This window comes from Flavobacterium sp. F52 (assembly GCF_000278705.1).
Classification (GTDB): Bacteria; Bacteroidota; Bacteroidia; order Flavobacteriales; family Flavobacteriaceae; genus Flavobacterium; species Flavobacterium anhuiense.
The window spans coordinates 421,748-442,002 of record NZ_AKZQ01000037.1; the positions used below are offsets into that span (position 1 = coordinate 421,748).

At 34.7% G+C, this 20,255-nt stretch carries 12 protein-coding genes and 1 tRNA gene; 5 read left to right on the forward strand and 8 right to left on the reverse strand.

The window, feature by feature from the left end; translation table 11 throughout:
* Nucleotides 1–171 precede the first annotated feature (171 nt).
* The gene (locus FF52_RS20355; RefSeq protein ID WP_008468551.1) at nucleotides 172–717 is read left to right on the forward strand and encodes a 3'-5' exonuclease; all 546 of its coding nucleotides are present in this window, start codon (nucleotides 172–174) and stop codon (nucleotides 715–717) included.
* A 6-nt stretch (nucleotides 718–723) separates the two neighbouring features.
* On the opposite strand, the gene FF52_RS20360 is transcribed toward FF52_RS20355, so the two are convergent.
* The 6 genes from FF52_RS20360 to FF52_RS20390 form a co-directional block, all read right to left on the reverse strand.
* Entirely contained in the window at nucleotides 724–1,638 is a 915-nt protein-coding gene (locus FF52_RS20360) for a phytanoyl-CoA dioxygenase family protein (RefSeq protein WP_008468553.1), read from the reverse strand.
* A gap of 142 nt (nucleotides 1,639–1,780) precedes the next feature.
* The gene (locus FF52_RS20365; RefSeq protein WP_008468556.1) at nucleotides 1,781–3,559 is read right to left on the reverse strand and encodes an AMP-dependent synthetase/ligase; all 1,779 of its coding nucleotides are present in this window, start codon (nucleotides 3,557–3,559) and stop codon (nucleotides 1,781–1,783) included.
* A 178-nt stretch (nucleotides 3,560–3,737) separates the two neighbouring features.
* The gene (locus tag FF52_RS20370) at nucleotides 3,738–4,172 is read right to left on the reverse strand and encodes a hypothetical protein (protein WP_008468558.1); all 435 of its coding nucleotides are present in this window, start codon (nucleotides 4,170–4,172) and stop codon (nucleotides 3,738–3,740) included.
* 260 nt (nucleotides 4,173–4,432) lie between these two features.
* The gene (gene purL, locus FF52_RS20375) at nucleotides 4,433–8,086 is read right to left on the reverse strand and encodes a phosphoribosylformylglycinamidine synthase (protein WP_008468559.1); all 3,654 of its coding nucleotides are present in this window, start codon (nucleotides 8,084–8,086) and stop codon (nucleotides 4,433–4,435) included.
* A gap of 386 nt (nucleotides 8,087–8,472) precedes the next feature.
* Nucleotides 8,473–10,317 carry an endonuclease gene (locus FF52_RS24010; protein WP_035692030.1) on the reverse strand — a complete coding sequence of 615 codons (1,845 nt, stop codon included), beginning with the start codon at nucleotides 10,315–10,317 and terminating at the stop codon, nucleotides 8,473–8,475.
* Between the two features lie 319 nt (nucleotides 10,318–10,636).
* On the reverse strand, nucleotides 10,637–12,148 hold the full coding sequence (locus FF52_RS20390; protein ID WP_008468564.1) for a hypothetical protein: 1,512 nt from the start codon (nucleotides 12,146–12,148) through the stop codon (nucleotides 10,637–10,639).
* A gap of 267 nt (nucleotides 12,149–12,415) precedes the next feature.
* Between FF52_RS20390 and FF52_RS20395 the strand changes: the two genes are divergently transcribed.
* From FF52_RS20395 to FF52_RS20410, 4 genes are all read left to right on the forward strand, one after another.
* Entirely contained in the window at nucleotides 12,416–12,847 is a 432-nt protein-coding gene (locus FF52_RS20395) for a PaaI family thioesterase (protein ID WP_008468565.1), read from the forward strand.
* A gap of 3 nt (nucleotides 12,848–12,850) precedes the next feature.
* Nucleotides 12,851–13,918, forward strand: coding sequence for a chorismate-binding protein (locus tag FF52_RS20400; protein ID WP_008468567.1), 1,068 nt, complete (start codon nucleotides 12,851–12,853; stop codon nucleotides 13,916–13,918).
* Between the two features lie 84 nt (nucleotides 13,919–14,002).
* A complete protein-coding gene (gene bshB1, locus FF52_RS20405) occupies nucleotides 14,003–14,719 on the forward strand; it encodes a bacillithiol biosynthesis deacetylase BshB1 (RefSeq protein ID WP_008468569.1) in 717 nt (238 codons plus the stop codon).
* 79 nt (nucleotides 14,720–14,798) lie between these two features.
* A tRNA-His gene (locus FF52_RS20410) sits at nucleotides 14,799–14,872 on the forward strand.
* A gap of 244 nt (nucleotides 14,873–15,116) precedes the next feature.
* Here the strand turns inward: FF52_RS20410 and FF52_RS20415 are convergent.
* Both FF52_RS20415 and FF52_RS20420 read right to left on the reverse strand, forming a co-directional pair.
* Nucleotides 15,117–15,971: a neutral zinc metallopeptidase gene (locus FF52_RS20415; RefSeq protein WP_008468571.1), complete on the reverse strand. Its 855-nt coding sequence runs from the start codon at nucleotides 15,969–15,971 to the stop codon at nucleotides 15,117–15,119.
* Between the two features lie 144 nt (nucleotides 15,972–16,115).
* The gene (locus tag FF52_RS20420; RefSeq protein ID WP_008468573.1) at nucleotides 16,116–20,168 is read right to left on the reverse strand and encodes a PAS domain S-box protein; all 4,053 of its coding nucleotides are present in this window, start codon (nucleotides 20,166–20,168) and stop codon (nucleotides 16,116–16,118) included.
* Between the last annotated feature and the right edge of the window lie 87 nt (nucleotides 20,169–20,255).

The window sequence follows — 20,255 nt, forward strand, 5'->3', positions numbered from 1 at the left end:
AAGACACAAAGTTTTTTAGCCACAGATTAAAGGATTAAAAAGATTAAAAAAAATCTGCTCAAATCTGCAATCCCGATAGCTATCGGGAGCGAGAAACTAATCTTAGCGTTCCTTTGCGTAAACCTTTGCGCTCTTTGCGGTTAAATAAAACAATTATTAAAAATTAAAAAAATGAAAACAACAGATAAAATTATTATTATCGATTTAGAAGCCACATGTTGGCAAGGCGTAGTCCCGAGGGGACAGCAGAATGAAATTATTGAAATCGGATTAGCAGTCTTAGATACTGAGACGGGAGAAATCTCTAAGAACAAGGGGATTCTGATAAAGCCACAACGTTCTCATGTTAGTCCGTTTTGTACTGAACTGACAACTATTACTCAAGATTTACTGGATAAAAATGGAGTTTCTTTTGAAGAAGCTGTTGATTTGCTAATCGACGAATACAATCCAGATTTGTACACTTGGGCAAGTTATGGGCAGTACGATTTGAATATGCTGACAAAACAGTGTAAATCGTTTGGCATTCCATATCCGATGGGAGAGGAGCACATCAATGTAAAAGAGCATTTTGCCGAGAAGTTTGGCTTGAAGAGGTCGACAGGAATGAATGGCGCTCTACAGTTGCTGAATATTCCATTGGAAGGAACGCACCATCGTGGAATTGATGATGCTAAAAACATCGCTAAAATCTTGCATTGGTGTTTGAAAAACTAGAATGGTTTAAATCCACTCTCCAGCTGCATTATAATCATCTGGAAGATAAGTGAGATATTGAACCATTCGCGGTTTTTCACCATTATTTGGTGTCGCACAATGCGGAAGCGCTTGATGCCAAATGATAAAATCTCCTGCTTGCCCGATAATTGGTTTCGACTGCAGTGTCTGCAAGGCTTTTTCTCTCGGATTCTCTTGAGGTTTAAGTTCGTCAAGCCACTGATTAATTTGGTTATGAAAACCCGGAACACAATGAAAAGCGCCATCATTTGGTCCGCAATCGGTTAAATAAAGCAAGCCCTGAAGGCCAAAACTCAACGGCTTTTTCAAACTCATGTCCCAATGAAGCGGACTTCCCAGAAAATTAAAATTCTCTGTTTCAGGCGGATTAAAACTTACCTTGTCAATCGTTTTGTAAATTTTAGTGGTTTTATAAAGCTGCTCATACGCTTTTTTTACCCTTGGCGAAAAACGGTTCCGATTTAAAGTTTCATGATCAGAAAAATTAAGCATAAGGCCTTTTAGATCTTCATGGCTTTCGTACCAGCTTTCCTTTTTATTAGGATCCATTTTTAGGTATTCCCAAATAGCTTTTTGAGTGTCTTCGCAGTCTTCTTTTGAGATAGCATTTTTAACGATTACATAGCCATTTTGGTTCCAGAATTCTAGATCTTCTTCGGATAAAACATTGTCGGTTAAATCTTCGGGTTCAATTACTATATCACGTTTTCGGTTGTTGATCCAGATTTTAAAAGATTCATAATCTGGCTTTTCGAAATATAAAAATTGCAAAGCATCTTCCATACCAATACCTAGCTGATACAAGGTTTTGATTTCGTTGTTCCAGTTGGTTTGACCGAGATCAGCATTTTGAGGATCAACAGTGCGTTTCCATAATTGTTCAAGGGTATTCCAAGGCATAGCTTTTTTGTTATAAAAGACAATAAGCTAAAATACAGGATTTATGGCTGGGTATTTAAAGTAAAAACACCTGTTTTCTAACACTAAAAAAGGCTGTCTCAATTGAGACAGCCTTTTCGTTTGGTTATATTATTCTGATTTATTAATTGTTTCCGTAGATTTTAGCGTAAAGATCTTTATAGATTTCTTTAATAATTTTACGTTTTAGTTTTAAAGTTGGAGTAAGTTGTCCGCCATCAATAGACCATACATCTGGAGTAAGTTCAAAACGTTTTACTTGCTCCCAGTGTCCGAATTTTTTATTGATGCTTTCCACTTCTTCATCAATGCGTTTAATTACTTCTGGATTTGCACTAATTTCTGCATCTGTATTTCCTAAAGTAATTTTGTGGATTTTTGCCCATTCTTTTACAAACTCAAAGTTTGGCTGAATAAAAGCTCCTGGCATTTTTTCACCTTCGCCAATAACCATAATCTGCTCAATAAAACGAGATTGTTTCATGGCATTTTCAATCATTTGCGGCGCAATATATTTACCTCCTGAAGTTTTAAACATTTCTTTTTTACGATCTGTAATTTTTAAGAAACCTTCGCTGTCAATTTCTCCAATATCTCCTGTATGGAAATAACCGTCTATAACAGCTTCTGCAGTTTTCTCAGGATCTTTATAATAGCCCAACATTACGTTCGGACCTTTTAATAGAATTTCTCCGTCTTCTGCAATTTTAACTTCAAGATTACGAATTGGTTTTCCGACAGTTCCAATTTTAAATCCTCTGTTTCTTTGATCGTTTACGGCAATTACAGGAGACGTTTCAGTTAAACCGTAACCTTCCATAACCGGAATTTCTGCCGCAGCAAAAACTCTTGTCAAACGTGGCTGTAGAGCAGCACTTCCAGAAACCATCAAGTCTAAGTTTCCGCCTAAACCTTCTTTCCACTTGCTGAAAATCAATTTACGGGCAATTTTTAACTGAAATTCATACCAAGCACCGTTTGCTCCGTATGGTTCATATTTTAAACCTAGATCGATAGCCCAGAAGAATAGTTTTTTCTTGATTCCTGTTAATTCGGCTCCTTTAGCATAAATTTTATCGTAAACTTTTTCTAAAAGTCTTGGTACAGCTGTAATTACAGTTGGACGTACTTCTTTTAAGTTATCACTGATTTTGTCAATAGATTCTCCAAAATAAACCGATACACCGTAATATTGATAGATATACAAAATCATTCTTTCAAAAATATGGCAAATAGGCAAGAAGCTCAATGCAGTACTTTTTCCTGGATCAAACGGAATTCTTGGCGAGCTGTCTAAAACATTCGACACAATATTTTTGTGCGAAAGCATAACTCCTTTTGGTCTTCCTGTTGTTCCAGAAGTATAAATAATTGTGGCTAAATCGTCAGTTTTAATGCTGTCTTTTCTGGCTTCAACTTCGCTTTGATTGCTATTGTCTTCACCTAAAACCAATAAATCTGACCAATGTTTGCATCCCGCAATTTCATTAAAAGAATAAACCTCTTTTAAAGAAGGTACATTGGCTTTAATTGCATTTACTTTCTGTAAAACTTCTTCATCAGAAACAAAGCAATAAATACTGCCGCTGTGGTTTAAAATATATTCGTAATCTTCTTCTGCAATTGTTGGATAAATAGGAACATTCTGCGCACCAGTCTGCAAAATACCAATATCCATTATATTCCACTCGGTACGGTTATTTGAACTAATTAAAGCAATTTTATCATCTTTCTGAACGCCCATACGCAATAATGCTCTCGAAATAGCATTTGCTTTTGCAATATATTCCTCGCTAGATGTTTTTTCCCAGACTCCATTTTTTTTGGTTGCAAGAGCAACTGGAAGATTGTAAGTTTCTTGTTGATAATAGGGAAAATCAAAAAGGCGTGTGATTGAAACCATGTTTAATATATTGAATTTGATTGCAAATTAAATAAAATTTAGGTATGATTTTTTATTTAATGAAATTTTATGGGAAAATTTATAGAGACTATTAAAAATCAACGAAAACGTTTTCTTTTTGATAGGAAATTTTGTCAAAAATGAAGAAATATTTAATGGGAAGGTATCTTTTTTTTATTTACTGAACGTTGTAATCTTCATATTCTTTTACTCTTTCTCCCATTAAAAACATTTTTTTCTTGGCAAAATGAATAGAAAATTGAGAATAATACCATTCTTCGCTATCATTTGGTCTATACCAGAAAGTATAAGAGGCGCTATTAAATCCTTCTTTGAAAACAGGAACGCCTTCTTCTGTGCATTCTATTCCCCAATTGATTTTTTGTTTGCTTAAATCTTCGGCTTGAATAAAACCTGTGCCGTCTGGATTTAAAACTGTAATAGGCTGTTTTTGATTTAGAGGAGCATAAGTTCCCGGAACTGGATATCCGATAGTCGTAGTAATATAACGTTCCTTAGAATTGTGGGTAATTTGATCTACGTGAACTTGTGAATGTGAAGTGGTAACAGCAAAGAATAAGCTGAAAGCAAAAAGTAATTTTAAAAATTTCATTCTATGTAGGTTTAAGTGTTTTTGGGCTGAAAAAATCGAGTGGCTGATTTTTTTCTGGGCGAATATAATCCATTTTTTTTATAGAATGGAGGCTTAAAAATACAATAATGAAACTATTTGTTTTAGGTAAGTTTTTACTCCGTAGAAAACTGATTTTCGAGTAATTTTTCTTTAAAATCTGTAGTCTGTGATAATCTTTTTAATCTGTGACAAAAAAAAACGCCCGATAAAGTTCGGGCGCTTCTGGTAAAAATATATTTTTAGTTTTTCTCAATCCATTTTCTGGCATTAACAAAAGCTTCGTGCCAAGGCGTAACCTCGTCATTTCTGTCTTTTGGATAATGCGCCCAGTTCCACTGGAAAGTAGAACGCTCAATGTGAGGCATCATTACTAAGTGTCTTCCTGTTTTATCACACATCATAGCTGTGTTGTAATCAGAACCATTTGGGTTTGCAGGATAACCTTCGTAAGCATATTTAGAAACAATGTTATAGTTTTCTTCTGCTAAAGGCAATTTGAATTTACCTTCTCCGTGAGAAACCCAAACTCCTAAAGTACTTCCAGCAAGAGTTGACAACATAACCGAATTGTTTTCTTGAACTGTTACAGAAGTAAAGATACTTTCGTGTTTCTGGCTCTCGTTATGAAGCATTTTTCCGTGAACTTCGTGCTCTGGATTAATCACTTCTAATTCCATAAACAACTGGCATCCGTTACAGATTCCGACAGAAAGAGTATCTTCTCTTTTGAAGAAATTATCTAAAGCAGTTTTTGCTTTTTCGTTGTATAAGAAAGCTCCAGCCCAACCTTTAGCAGAACCTAAAACGTCAGAATTAGAGAATCCTCCAACTGCTCCAATAAATTGAATATCTTCAAGCGTTTCACGCCCAGAAATTAAATCCGTCATGTGAACGTCTTTTACGTCAAAACCTGCCAAGTACATAGCATTTGCCATTTCACGCTCAGAATTACTTCCTTTTTCACGGATAATAGCTGCTTTTGGTCTTGGTTTAGAATTGTCGATTTCTGGTTTCTTTCCTGTGAAATGTGTAGGGAAAGTATAATTTAAAACCTGATTTTTATAGTTTTCAAAACGTGCTTGAGCTCTTCCGTTTTTAGATTGTTTTTGATCTAATAAATAAGAAGTTTCAAACCAAACGTCTCTATAAGTCGGGATGTCCAATTTCCAATTTCCAACTTCTAAAGTAGCTGTAGAAGTTACAGAACCGATTTTGAAGAATTCGATATTGTTAGCTTTCAATTTAGCTTCAACAGTTGCATCAGATTTAGCTTGGAAAACGATTCCGATGTTTTCTGCGAAAAGGATTTTCAATAAGTCTTTTTCTGCGAAAGCGCTGAAATCAATTTTAGCTCCCAAATTCACATCAGCAAAACACAATTCTAATAAAGTTGTGATTAAACCACCGCTTCCGATATCGTGACCTGCTAAAATTTGGCTTTCGCCGATTAATTCCTGAACTGTATTAAATGCATTTTTGAAGAAAGAAGCATCTTTAATGGTACAAGTTTCGTTTCCGATTGCATTTCTTATTTGTGCAAAAGAAGAACCTCCCAATTTGAAATCGTCCTGAGACAAATTGATGTAATAGATTGAATCTCCGTTTTTCTGTAAAACTGGCTCAACCACTTTTCTGATATTGGTACAGTTTCCAGCAGCTGAAATAATAACCGTTCCTGGAGCAATTACTTCATCATTTGGATATTTTTGTTTCATTGAAAGCGAATCTTTTCCTGTCGGAATATTGATTCCCAATTCAATTGCAAAATCTGAACATCCTTGTACAGCTTCGTATAAACGAGCATCTTCGCCTTCGTTTTTACAAGCCCACATCCAGTTTGCCGATAAAGAAACTCCTTTTAGCTGATCTTTGATCGGAGCCCATATAATGTTTGACAACGATTCTGCGATAGCATTTCTAGATCCAGCAACTGGATCAATTAAAGCCGCAATAGGAGCGTGCCCGATAGAAGTTGCAATTCCTTCTTTTCCTAAATAATCCAGAGCCATAACTCCAACATTATTCAATGGCAATTGTAACGGACCTGCATTCTGCTGTTTCGCCACTTTTCCTCCAACACAACGGTCAACTTTATTTGTTAACCAGTCTTTTGAAGCAACAGCTTCTAAACGTAAAACGTCTTTTAAATAGGTTTCGAAATCTGCTGCATTGTAAGCAACGTCAGCATATTTTCTGTCAACTGTAGTATCAGTCATAACCGTTTTTGGAGAACTTCCGAAAAAATCTTCTAAAGCATAATCCATCGGTTTTGAACCGTTAGTTTTTGATTGGAAAGTAAAACGGTGATCTCCCGTTACATCTCCAACCTGATACATTGGAGAACGCTCTCTATCAGCAATTCTTTGCAATGTATCGATATCTTTTTGACCAATAACCAATCCCATTCTTTCTTGAGATTCGTTACCGATAATTTCTTTTGCAGAAAGTGTTGGATCTCCAACTGGTAATTTATCTAAATCGATTAAACCTCCAGTTTCTTCAACCAATTCAGAAAGACAGTTTAAGTGTCCACCCGCACCGTGATCGTGAATAGAAACAATTGGATTGTTGTCGCTTTCTACTAAACCACGAATCGCGTTTGCAGCACGTTTTTGCATTTCTGGGTTTGAACGCTGAATGGCATTCAACTCAATTCCTGAACCAAAAGCTCCAGTATCTGCAGAAGAAACCGCAGCACCACCCATTCCGATTCTATAGTTTTCACCTCCAAGAATAACGATTTTATCGCCTTCTTTTGGTTTGTTTTTGATAGATTGATCTAATTTCCCGTAACCAATTCCACCTGCTTGCATGATTACTTTATCGTAACCAATTTTTCTGTTTTCTTCTTCGTGTTCAAAAGTTAAAACAGAACCTGTAATAAGCGGCTGACCAAATTTATTTCCAAAATCAGAAGCTCCGTTTGAAGCTTTGATTAAGATATCCATTGGCGTTTGGTACAACCATTTTCTTTCTTCAACTGCATTTTCCCATTTTCTGTCTTCTTTTAGACGAGAGTAAGAAGTCATGTAAACAGCAGTTCCAGCTAATGGCAAAGATCCTTGACCTCCAGCTAAACGGTCACGAATTTCTCCTCCAGAACCTGTTGCAGCACCGTTGAAAGGCTCAACTGTTGTTGGGAAATTGTGTGTTTCTGCTTTTAATGAGATTACAGAATCAAATTCTTTTATTTCGTAAAAATCAGGTTTGTCTGCCGATTTTGGTGCAAATTGTTGCACTTTTGGCCCTTTTACAAAAGCAACGTTGTCTTTGTAAGCAGAAACAATATCGTTAGGATTTTCCTGAGATGTTTTTTTGATTAATTTGAAAAGAGAAGTTTCTTTTTCTTCTCCGTTGATCACAAATGTTCCGTTGAAGATTTTGTGACGGCAGTGCTCTGAGTTGGCTTGTGAGAAAGCAAAAATCTCTGAGTCTGTTAATTTTCTTCCTAGTTTAGTCGAAAGATTGTTTAAGTAATCAACTTCTTCTTCGCTTAAAGCTAAACCTTCAACTTTGTTGTAAGCAGCGATATCATCAATTTCTAAAATTGGTTCTGGCTGAATATTGATAGTGAAGATTTCTTGATCTAATTCGTTGAATTTTTGAGAAAGCATTGGATCAAAATCAGTAAAATCTTCCGTTGCAGGATGAAATTCCTCGATTCTGATAATGCCAGAAATTCCCATGTTTTGAGTAATTTCTACAGCATTTGTACTCCAAGGTGTGATCATAGTGGCGCGTGGACCAACAAAAAAACCTGTCAATGCAGATTTTTCGATCTTGTTTGCGTCGGCAAAAAGCCAGTTTAATTTTGAAATGTCTTGAGCTGAAATTTCGTTTTGCGTTTGTACGGCAAAAACAGTTTTGCTTTGGTTTTCAAAGAAATGGATCATTTGTGTAGTTTGTTGTATTGAGCTGCAAATTTAATGTAAATAAATAGTAAGCGCAAATTTGGAAACGATCTCTTTTCAAAAAAAATGAAATTGCTTTTTTCTTGCATTTTTTCTACCAAAAAGACGCAATATCAAGAGGTTTCGGTCTTTCGAGAAATTTAATGTTTTAGTAAAATTTCTTTTTTGATATGTTGTGTAATATTAAACTTTTAGAAAGGAAAAAATCAAAAATAAATCGGCACAATTTTGAAGTTTGCAAATGCGCAGATTTGCAAAATTTACGAAATGCAGAAAGTGATGAAAAATACATTTCTAAAGAAAAATCTTTCACAGATTATGAAAAAAGCGGCAATTTGCCGCTTTTTTGGTTGATGAAAATCTAATTTTTAATTAATAATGATCTTTTTAAAAGCGGTTTTTTCTCCTTTTATAATTTTAATAATATAGATTCCTGTTGGAAGATTATGCACAGAAACTTCTGGAAAAGTTGTGTTTTGTTTTTCGAATACTTTCTGGCCAGTGAATGAAAAAATTTCAACTGAATAAGGATTATCTACATTGCCTAGATTAATATCGAAATTCCCATTAGAAGGGTTTGGGTAAATTACAATTTCATCTGTAGTAACTTCTTCTTCGATTTCAGCAGTCTGAACCATTTTGCTGGCTAAGTTGTTGCAAGTGTCTTGTGAATACGAGTCCCATTGTGCACTTAAACTGAATGTTGTGCTTGGAGAAGTCACAGTCGATTTTCTTCTTAAAGTAACATCTATCGCAAAATTGGCTGTTCCACCGTTGAAAGTTCCGATAATATCAATTAAAACGCCATTTTTGAATAAACCTACAGCATCATTTCCATTAAAAGTCAGTTCGGTTGCAGTCGTAGAAATATTGGCAGCACTTGTAGGAAAACAACTTAATGACATAGAGCTGTTTACAATTACAAATTTACTTCCAGTGGCTAAAGTGCCGCTTAAAGCCAAACCTGTACTCCAAGAACCTGCGCCATTTGTTTGTTTTTTGATTGTATAAGCCGATAAATTAACAGAAGCTCCAGTATTGTTTGCAATTTCTAAAGCTTTGTTATTTCCAGAACCTTCAATGTATTCAGAGAAAAGTAGATCGGTTGCAGTTCCGGCTCCGTTGCTATTGGTTGTAACTGAAATCGTATTGCTTGAAGCCGAAGTATTTCCAGCTGCATCTTTTGCTTTTACATAAATAGAATAAGCCGTTGAAGCAGTCAAACCTGTAATTGTTGTGGTGGTACTAGAAACCGTTGTTTTTAAAACACTATTGGCATAAACCTCATAACCCGTAACTGCTACATTATCTGTAGAAGCTGTCCACGAAAGCGTAATTGAAGTGGCTGTTTTTGATGTTGAAGCCAAGCTCGTTGGTGCAGTTGGCGCTTGAGTATCTCCAGAAGGTGTTCCACCCCAAATTTGATTCACATATTCAGGATGATCAATAAAGGGATTTCGATTGTTTTGACGAGCATAAACGGCATTATTTCTAGCGATTTCTCTTGCACTCACAGGATCTTGTGCATGCCAAGTTAAAAGCAGATTTAAGAAAGCGGTTGTAAAAACTTGATTGCTAGTGCCATTAAACATAGCATAAGAATAACCCGCAATCGTGTTTTCGTATCGCGTTGCAAAATAGAAATACATTCTGGCAATATCGCCTTTAAAGTCATTGATTGGCTCGAAAACAGTCCCCGAATAACACGAAACTGCACTTGATCCTAATTTGCTTCCGTTTTGAGAAGTATAGGTTGCGGAACTTACATTTCCGTGCGGATAATTGGAACGTATTCCGTTTACTTTTCCATCAGTTGGAGTTATGAAATGCGCATCGGAAACCATTGGTGACTGCTCGCTAAAAACAGATTGCGGAATAATATGTTCTCTATTGTAGCAATCTCCTTCTACAGAATAATTCCCGCATCTTTGAGTGGTTCCCGTTGTGTAAGTGTATGGATCTGTTCCTGATGGATTTTCAGAATACATGTCTAATATGGTTCCGTCGTTTTCATAGAAATTATCAACGTCAGAAGTTTGGTAAGTGGTGTACAATCCAGCATAACCGTTATCTGTATGGCTTTTTATAATATTATACAATTGAGTTTTTAAAGTGTAGCCCGTTCCCGTTGCAGTGCTGTAATATCCTGACGGAATTTGAGCAAAACCAATTGCAGTAAACATCAATAACAGTAAAAAGTAGTTTTTCTTCATAATTAATAGTTTTAAGATTTGGTTTAGAAGATGATTTTAAAAACCTGATTATTAAGTTTTTAAAAATGTGTTATAACAAATCTACTATTTTTATGAAAGCAATACGTTAAGTGATGTTTAATTTTCGATATATTTTCTTACGAGTTTTTTTTGCCACGAAGGCACTAAGACGCAAAGTTTTTTTTAGAATTTCTTTGTCAAGTTTTCTCGCAAAGTCGCAAAGTCGCAAAGTTTAATTTTAAGCAAAACAAAATCTTTGCGACTTTGCGACTTTGCGAGATTAAAAACTTTGTGTCTTAGCGCCTTCGTGGCAAAACCATTATTTAGGGAAATCCTGACTCTGATAAGCTCCCAAATCTGGTGGAGAAGTTCTTGTAATTCCTAAAATATCTGTTGGAATGATATAGGCCTGATTCCCTTTCGCGAAAGCGGAAGATGTTTTATCAATATTAAACTTATTCTGAGAAACATTGTAAAACTTCGGATTTTCATTCAGAATAATATTGTTATAATGTTCTGTATCAGTTTTGAACTGATAATCTGGGTTTGTTGTCGAACTGCTGAATTTTAAAAGACAATTGTTTAACTGATAAACAAATGGCGCATTAGCATCTTTACTCAAATTAAATTCGTTGGTATTTGAGCCGTAAATAATGCAATTGTTGAAAGTAGCCTGTGTCAACGGATTGGTTTCTGGCGTTGCTCCAGCCAAAGAATTGCTTAAGCTCACAGAAAATTGTGAAGCTGTAGGCCAACTATTGTTGAAAGTGCAATGCGTGAATTGATAGTTTCCGCCATAAACGCAAGCCAAGCTTGATAGTCCAGCATAATTAATCACTATATTTTCTCCGACAATTTGAGCATTTTGAGCCGAAATTCCGTATTCAGCACAATTGTAAATCTGCGAGTTTTTAATTTCTATTGTGTTTGAAGGACTTCTAAAATCTAAACCAATAACAGCATTTTTTAAAGTCAAATGATTAATCGAATGATCGGCGCTCCCTTTTTCAAAAATAACCGATTTCCATTGTCCTGGAATGTCAGAATAAAGCGATTCTAAACGATCGCCTTCAAAAATAACTTCGTTTTCTAATTTATCGCTTGTTGAAGCTGTTCCGTTTATTTCTAGAGAAGCATTTTTGCTAACATACAAACCAGAATTAGCGTGAAAATGAACTCTTGTGCCGGCTTCAAAAATCACGGTTTTATCTTCTGGAACTCCAGCATAACCATAAATAACGTACGGTTTGTCATTTGTAAAAAGAAGCTCATTTCCGTTTGTAGGATCATTTTCATTTAAATAAAATCCGTCAACATCTTTTCCGTCAATTTTGATCTTTTCTTTGGTTCCGTCAGGATTTTGATTTGGATATAAAAAAACAGCGTCTTGAATTAAAGTAACCAGCGCCACTTCTTGCAGATTGGCTCCGCTGTCAAATTGAATTTCGTCTGTATATAAAAAATCAACAGGATTTGCGTCTGCGATATCTGCCGTTGTCTCTATAAAAATGTACAAACTGTCTTTTGCTAAAAGCGTAACATTTTGAAAAATTTTCCCATTGTTGCCCGTCATTCCATCAACAGTCATTCTGTATTTAGAATTCAAACCTTTTTTAAATTGCACAATCGGAATTGAAATGTCATTTTTACTTTGGTTGTAAACTTTTAATTGATACGTGCTTGAGCCAATATTTTTAAAAACAGTATCCAAATAAACCGTGTCTTTTGAGAACTTTAAATCTCCTGTGCTGGCAACGGTATCAAAGTCAGTTCGGCAAGAACTGAAAGTTATAATTATTCCGAAAATGAAGAGTGTAAAGTATTGACGCATTTAATTTCTTTTTTAGCCACGAATTCACGAATTTTTATTTGAAATAATTCGTGAATTCGTGACGAATAAATTGTAGATAAAAAAATCTTTTCAATCTGTGTATCCCGATAGCTATCGGGAATGGCAAAAAGCCAAAGATTGATTTGGATTGTTTTTGTAAAAATAACAAAAAACTGACAAGTTCATAATTGATTTTTAATTTTAGAATCCGATTTTTCGATTTGTGTCTTATCTTTCTTTAATTTTACGTTTTTAAAGTTTATTTTAATGAATTATACAAAAGAGCAGATTTTAGCGCGCTGTAATGAGTTTTCTAAAAACACATTAATGGAAACGCTGAAAATTGAATATATCGACGCCGGAGAAGATTTTTTAACTGCAAAAATGCCTGTAAATCCAAGCGTTCATCAACCAATGGGATTATTGCACGGAGGCGCTTCTGTAGCTTTGGCAGAAAGTGTTGGAAGTGCGGCTTCTTTCTTTTTTATCAATCCGAAAGAGCAGGAGGTAAGAGGCATTGAAATCTCGGCAAATCATTTAAAAAGTATTCGTGAAGGTTATGTTTTCGGAACAGCTAGAATTATCCACAAAGGCAGAAGTCTTCATCTTTGGGAAATCAAAATTACAGATGAAGAAGGAAACTTGGTTTCGCTTTGCAAATTGACGAATATGGTTTTGGAAAGAAAGAAAAGTGAATAAATTATGAATGCATTTTTCTTAAAAATTAAAAATCATAAAGAACAAAATTTACCCTTTGTGCTTTATTCAAAACCCAATTCAGAAAACTACATTGGGATTTTACAGCAAAATAATAACTTAAATACGGTTTCTGATTACAGCGAAAAAGGATTTGTTTTTGCTTCTTTTGATGAAAAACAATTGATCCTAATTCCAGAAAATGAATCGGAAGTTATTACTGCTAATAAAGAAGAAACCTCATTTGCTCCAATAGAAATTGATGATTTGAGTTTTGATTCTGAAGCTAAATTTCAATATGAATATTTAGTAGCTCAGGGAATTCAGGCCATCAAAAATGAAGAATTCAAAAAAGTAGTTTTATCAAGAAGTGAAGAAGTGCCTTTGGCTGAATTTGATTGTATTGAAACTTTTCAGCACTTGGTTCAGTTATATCCAGCCACTTTTTGTTATTGTTTTTTTCACCCAAAAATAGGGCTTTGGATGGGAGCCACACCAGAAAAACTGCTAAAAGCAAACGGAAATGTTTTTGAAACCATGGCTTTGGCGGGAACACAGAAAGATAATCTGCAAACGGAAATTGTTTGGCAGCAGAAAGAAAAAGACGAACAGCAATTTGTGACTGATTTTATTGTAAAACGCCTTCGAGAATTTACGGCTTCGGTTGTAGTTTCTGAACCTTATAGTTTGAAAGCAGGATCGATTTGGCATATTAAAACGGATATTTCGGGTGTTTTAAAAGATAATTCAACTTTAGAAGAAGTTATCGATACTTTGCATCCTACGCCAGCTGTTTGCGGACTTCCTAAAAAGAAATCTAAAGCATTTATTTTGGAAAACGAAAATTACGATAGAACTTTCTATACGGGTTTCTTAGGCGAATTAAACAGCACATTTGCAGGAAATAATGCAAGTTCTGATTTATTTGTAAATTTACGATGCATGCAGATTCAGGAAGAAAAGGCAATTCTGTATATGGGTTGCGGCATCACAAAAGAAAGCGTTCCGGAAAAAGAATGGGAAGAAAGCGTCAACAAATCAATGACCATGAAAAGAGTATTGAAAATAACTTAAAAATATGTTTACAGTCGCAGTCACAGTTTTCAGTTTTGCTGAGACTGAATACTGCGACTGTCAACTGTGACTTAAATATAGATAATGAAACTAGACATATTAGCCTTTGGCGCGCATCCAGACGATGTAGAATTGGGTTGTGCCGGAACCATTTTAAAAGAAGTATCACTTGGTAAAAAAGTAGGTATTGTAGATTTAACTCGTGGTGAGTTGGGAACTCGTGGAACTGCGGAAACTAGAGATCAGGAAGCAAAAGATGCAGCGAAAATTTTAGGAGTCGTTGTACGTGAAAATTTACGCATGCGTGATGGTTTTTTTGTAAATGACGAAAAGCATCAATTAGAGGTCATTAAAATAATTCGTAAATATAAACCTGAGATTGTTTTATGCAATGCAATTGACGATCGCCACATTGATCACGGAAGAGGAAGCAAACTCGTTTCTGATGCTTGCTTTTTGTCTGGTTTGATGAAAATCGAAACTTCGATTGATGGCGAGGCACAAGAAGCTTGGAGACCAAAAGTAGTGTATCATTATATTCAATGGAAAAACATTACCCCAGACTTCGTTGTGGATATTACAGGTTTTGAAGAAAAGAAAGTGGAAGCGATTATGGCTTACAAAACTCAATTTTATGATCCTAATTCGAATGAACCTGCAACGCCAATTACCAGTAAAAACTTTTTTGAAAGCCTAAATTATCGTGCGAAAGACCTAGGAAGACTAGTTGGGAAAGATTTTGCAGAAGGTTTTACAGTTGAAAGATGTTTGGCTGTCAATAGCTTAGAAAATTTGATTTAATTTTTATAAAAATTTTTCATTTTTTTCTTTGTAGAACTCAACCTTTGTTCTATATTTGCACTCGCTAAGCAGAAAAATGGTGGTTGTAGCTCAGCTGGTTAGAGTAGCGGTTTGTGGTGCCGCGGGTCGCCGGTTCGAACCCGGTCAGCCACCCAGATTTAAAGCCTTGAAGAAATTCAAGGCTTTTTTTGTTTTCTGACGAAAACTAAAAAAGTAAAATTTCAATTTTTGAAATTCCAAATTTCAAATTCCAACTCACTACAGTTTGAAATTTGGAATTTTTTATTTTGTATATAATCTCAAAGAGTTTGGAGTTTGGGTTTTAGAATATTGAAAATTAAAAAAGCCCAACTTGCAAGTTGGGCTTTTCTTGTGGTTATTATATTTGGTTTATGTATTATCGAATTTCTTCAAATGTAGTGCCTTGTGTAATGTCACCTGTTTTATAACCTTTTTTAAACCAATACATTCTTTGTTCTGAAGTGCCGTGTGTAAAAGAATCGGGAACAACGTGTCCTTGCATTTTGCTTTGAATGGCATCGTCTCCGACAGCATTCGCGGCACTTAGAGCTTCCTCGATGTCGCCAGCATCTAAATTTTCCTGATTATAATGCGCCCAAACGCCAGCATAGAAGTCAGCTTGCAATTCTAACGCTACAGATAATTTATTAGCTTCCGCTTCGCTTTTTCCCTGCTGTTCTTGACGCATTTTTGCAGATGTTCCCAGCAAAGTTTGTATGTGGTGGCCAATTTCATGTGCAATAACATATGCAATGGCAAAATCGCCGCCTTTTGCGCCGAATTTACTTTTTAGCTCCTCAAAGAAACCTAAATCCATATAGACTTTTCTATCTCCTGGACAATAAAAAGGACCAGAAGCTGATGATGCGCCTCCACAGGCAGTTTGTACGCCACCTTTAAAAAGCACCAGCTTAGGTTTTTCGTATGTCATGCCATTTTCGGCGAAAATTTTACTCCAGATATCTTCATTATCTGCCAAAACAACTCTTACAAAGTTTCCCATTTCCTCATCCTCCTTGCTTAAAGGAGCTGCAGCTTCTGTCTGCTGACCTTGACCGCCTTGCATTTGTTCTAAAATAGGCGCTATTTGCTGACCTGTTTCACCTCCAAAAAGATTAAGCAGTAAAACGATGATTCCGATAACTCCACCGCCAATTATTGCTTTGCCTCCGCCGGAAATTGATCTTCTGTCTTCGACATTATCACTTTGTCTTCTGCCTTGCCACTTCATATTGAATTGTTTTTTTATTTTTTGTTTGAAACGTTGTACGAATTTATAGATTTTTTATGATAAATTTTACTATTGAAGTGTTTTGTTTAGTTTTCAGCCTCAGCAAAACGCTTAGAAACTGAAAACTGCGACACAGACTGAAAACTAAAAATTACCTAGCCATTTAATTAAGGCTTCTTCAACACTTCCTTTCATAATTGGTTTAGAAATGTAATCGTCCATTCCAGCAGAAATACATTTGTTACGTTCTTCTTTTTCTGCACCTGCGGTAACAGCAATTATCGGAACATCTCGCCCTTTTTTAGTATTTCTGATTGCCTTGGCAGTTTCATATCCATTCATAATCGGCATCTGAATATCCATAAAAATTATGGTTGGATTAATTTGTTCAAATTGCTGAATGGCTTCATAACCGTTTTCACATTCGAAAATAAAAGCGTTGTTGTAAAGATTTTTTATAATGGTCTTAAGAAGAAGCATATTTACTTTGTTGTCTTCAACAATTAGAAAAGTAATATTGCTGCCGTTTGTTTCAATTTCATCAGAATCAAGATTGATATTTAAACTTTTAAGTTCTGCATTGTATTTGTCATTAATGCTTTGGTTGCTCGTTTTTAAATTCAGATCAAAGAAAAAAGTGCTTCCTTCATCAATTTTACTTTCTAGCTGTAAACGGCTTTCCATTAAAGCTAACAATTGATTGGATATGGTTAAACCAAGTCCAGTTCCTCCAAATTTTCTAGTCGTAGAGCTGTCTTCCTGAGAAAAGGCTTTGAAAATCTTCTGTTGATTTTTTTCCAAAATGCCAATGCCTGTATCGATTACAGCAAAGCGAATCACGCAGTTGTTGTTGTGTTTTTTTTCTAAAACGGAAACATTTAATTTGATGGAACCTTCAATTGTAAATTTAACCGCATTAGAAAGCAGATTAATCAAAATCTGTTTCAGACGGACAATATCTGTCCAGATATATTTTGGAACTTCAGGATCAATATTCAATTCAAGTTCGAGATTCTTCTTATTGGATTCGTAGACAATTAAATCAAAGACTTGCCCTAAGATTTTTTTGAGATCATATAAATCAATAAAGAGCTCTAATTTTCCAGCTTCAATTTTTGAGAAATCTAAAATGTCATTAATAATTTCAAGAAGAGAATGAGCCGATTGGTTAATTGTCGTCATATATTTTTCTTGAATTTCCTCTAAATCTGTTTTCATTAATAAATGTGTAAAACCAATAATTCCGTTTAGAGGAGTTCTAATTTCATGCGACATATTGGCTAAAAAGTCAGATTTTGATTTGTTTGCTGCTTCGGCTAATTGTTTGGCTTTTATAGCGTCTTCGATTTCTTTTTTGCTTGTAATATCAAAATAGATTCCGCCAACAAATTCAATTTCATCATCTCGCTTAATTACGTCTCCAAATTCTTCTATCCAAATATACTCGCCGCTCTTGCGCTTAATGCGGTAAACATTATGCAAAGGCATTCCGTTTTGGAGATTATCGATTTGATTGTTAATTACTTCTTCTTTGTCTTCAGGATGAATTAACGATAGAAAAGACAAATTATTTTCAATAAATTCAGATTTTGAATATCCAGTAAGGTTCGAAACCTCGTCGTTTAAGAATATTTTGGTTGAGAAAGCATCAAATTTCGATAAATACACCGTTCCAGGAATGTTGTTGGCAATCAATTTGAATTTTTCTTCACTTTCGATAATTTTAGTTTCATTTCGGTTTCTTTCTAATGCAGACGAAATATTATTGGCCAAAACCTGAAAGATATTAATTTCATCTTCAGACCATTTTCTTTCCGTCGTACAATCATCAAAACCAATGAAACCAGTAAAAATATCATTTATGTAAATCGGTAAAATTAAAATTGACTGAATTTCGTTATCGATCAGAAGCTTTTTGAAAAAACTGTCATTAAGATTTCGAGTTAGCGTATTTAGGATTTTTCTCTGTGATGCCGCATCATAAATCTCTCGCAGATTTTCTTCGGTCATGGAGCGCAATGGCGTAATCTGATGTATAACCCCTTCGCGAGACCATTTGTATTTTTGGCTTACAGTATTGTAAATGGCATCTTTTTCGTAGTAATACATATGATCTACTTTGGCTGCTTTTCCAATAATATTGTAGGTTTCCTCAAACATCTGATGTGTGGTTTTGCTTAACAGGAATTTTTCGGTGCATAAAGAAAGTGCAGACAAAAGCTGGCTTTTAAGCTGTAATTTTCTTTCTGCTTCCAATCGCATTTGTGAAGAAATGGCAAGCGAAATTACATCTGAGATAGTTCTTGCATAATTAATATCTTCATTATCCCATTCGCGTTTTTGTTCGGTGCTTTCAAAGCAGACCACACCTGCCAATTGTCCCGTTAGGAAAATAGGAACATCCAACATCGATTTTATGTTGTTTTTTGTAAAGTAAAGTTTTTGAAATTCAGATGTTTCTAATTTGTTGAATACATCTGGAGCATTTATAATCGCTTTGTTGTTCAGTGTCTCAAAATAAATAGGATAGGACTCTTTCTTTAAAATGCTTTTATCGTTTAAGCTTTGATTGTCAAGGCTAAAAAGATTTTTACAGGTAATGAGATCGTTGTCATATTTCCAAAAACTTACACGATTGACGTCGCTAATTGTGGCTGCTTCTTTTAGTATTAAATCAATAATGGTGTTTAATTCATTGTATTTGCTAAAGTCCGTAGTCGATAATTTTTTGGTCGAATTATTGTAAGCTTCAATTTTTTTAAGACGCTTTTTTTTCTCATTTTCGATATTCTTTTTTTCAGTAATATCTCTTGCAATGCCAGAAAAGCCAGTCGTTAATCCTAAATCATTTTTACGTACAATGATCTTTTGCGAAATCCATACTTCTTCGCCATTTTTCTTCAGAACTGGAATTTCGATAATGGGATAATTATTTTCATTCAGCACTAAATTTTCATAAAAATCTACAGCACTAGTAATATAATGTTCATGAATAAAATTGGAATAATGTTTTTTAATGATTTCATTTTCAGTGTAACCAAGAATCGAAAAACCAAATTCATTCATAAAAGTAAAATATCCTTCTGCATCAATTTCAAAAATAATATCGGTTGCGGTCTGAATTAGATTTTTGTATTGGTCCTGAACGATAATCTGCTCTGTAACATCTTGCCCAATACTAATGATTAAATCTTCTGAGAACTTTTTATCTTTCCATTGGATGTATTTGTATTCGCCAATTTTTGTTTTTAATTTTCTGATGTACAGCTTGTTTTCGTGGTTTTTAATGGGGTCTAATTTTTCTTCTGAATCTTGGGTTAGCTCCCAGAATTTTAATCCCATCACTTCATCAGGCAGATATCCTAAAATGGGAGTAATGGTTTCACTGCAAAAAAGAATTTCGCTTTTTTGATTTGAGGCTATGGTAAGCGAATTGCCTTTGTGAACTATTTCATTTGCAAACCTAAAATTGTCACGATTGTTTAATAAGACAGCATATTTAACTTGATTTATAATGAAAATTAGGATGCAGAAATTAAGCAATAAAATAGAAGACTTTATTGGGATAAGATGAAATAATAAAGTAGCAATTAAAAAGGTAAATGTTAAACCAACAAAAGACCAATAAATTTTTATGGGTTTAAGAATGTTGTACGAAAAGAAAAATGAGATCAGGAAAACAATTATAGGTACTACGTCATTTCGTAAAGTGACAATATTATAGGCGACATAACTGATATAAATAAAAAAACAGGAAATAAAAATCTGCTGGATTTTATCTCTCACCCATTTTATTTTGTTTGTTATCACGTAAATAATCAGAACAAAAATACCAATCAGGACATTTACCACTAAAAGGCTTTTGGGCCTGATTTTGAAAATTTCATTAATGATTTCGATAACAATTACCGCAATACCAAAAAATAGAATATAAAGTTGGTATTCTTTGCTTACGGTTTCCTGCTCTTTCTTTTTTTCAATGAAATACCCAATTTTAGCTTTAATTTTAAAAAACTGGTAAACTAAGAGCGAAAGAAAGGCAATAAGCGATAATCCTAAAACAACAAGTTTATGATTGTTGTAATAAATGATATCAGAATTAAACACATACCATCCGGTCATAATTGACTCAAAGGCACTTCCGCTGGCAGAAATTCCTGAGATAACCGAATTGAAAAAACTACAGTTTGCGGCCATAGAATTTGGGTATGTTGGTTAAGTAAATAGCGTTTTGAGAATTCTTAAAAAGAAGTGGTTAGGTTCTTTATAATTAAGAATTTTCTA

Excerpts from the sequence above, each read along its gene's own strand:
- FF52_RS20355 (WP_008468551.1), top strand. The coding sequence starts at position 172 with ATGAAAACAACAGATAAAATTATTATTATCGATTTAGAAGCCACATGT.
- FF52_RS20360 (WP_008468553.1), bottom strand. The coding sequence starts at position 1,638 with ATGCCTTGGAATACCCTTGAACAATTATGGAAACGCACTGTTGATCCT.
- FF52_RS20365 (WP_008468556.1), bottom strand. The coding sequence starts at position 3,559 with ATGGTTTCAATCACACGCCTTTTTGATTTTCCCTATTATCAACAAGAA.
- FF52_RS20370 (WP_008468558.1), bottom strand. The coding sequence starts at position 4,172 with ATGAAATTTTTAAAATTACTTTTTGCTTTCAGCTTATTCTTTGCTGTT.
- purL (WP_008468559.1), bottom strand. The coding sequence starts at position 8,086 with ATGATCCATTTCTTTGAAAACCAAAGCAAAACTGTTTTTGCCGTACAA.
- FF52_RS24010 (WP_035692030.1), bottom strand. The coding sequence starts at position 10,317 with ATGAAGAAAAACTACTTTTTACTGTTATTGATGTTTACTGCAATTGGT.
- FF52_RS20390 (WP_008468564.1), bottom strand. The coding sequence starts at position 12,148 with ATGCGTCAATACTTTACACTCTTCATTTTCGGAATAATTATAACTTTC.
- FF52_RS20395 (WP_008468565.1), top strand. The coding sequence starts at position 12,416 with ATGAATTATACAAAAGAGCAGATTTTAGCGCGCTGTAATGAGTTTTCT.
- FF52_RS20400 (WP_008468567.1), top strand. The coding sequence starts at position 12,851 with ATGAATGCATTTTTCTTAAAAATTAAAAATCATAAAGAACAAAATTTA.
- bshB1 (WP_008468569.1), top strand. The coding sequence starts at position 14,003 with ATGAAACTAGACATATTAGCCTTTGGCGCGCATCCAGACGATGTAGAA.
- FF52_RS20415 (WP_008468571.1), bottom strand. The coding sequence starts at position 15,971 with ATGAAGTGGCAAGGCAGAAGACAAAGTGATAATGTCGAAGACAGAAGA.
- FF52_RS20420 (WP_008468573.1), bottom strand. The coding sequence starts at position 20,168 with ATGGCCGCAAACTGTAGTTTTTTCAATTCGGTTATCTCAGGAATTTCT.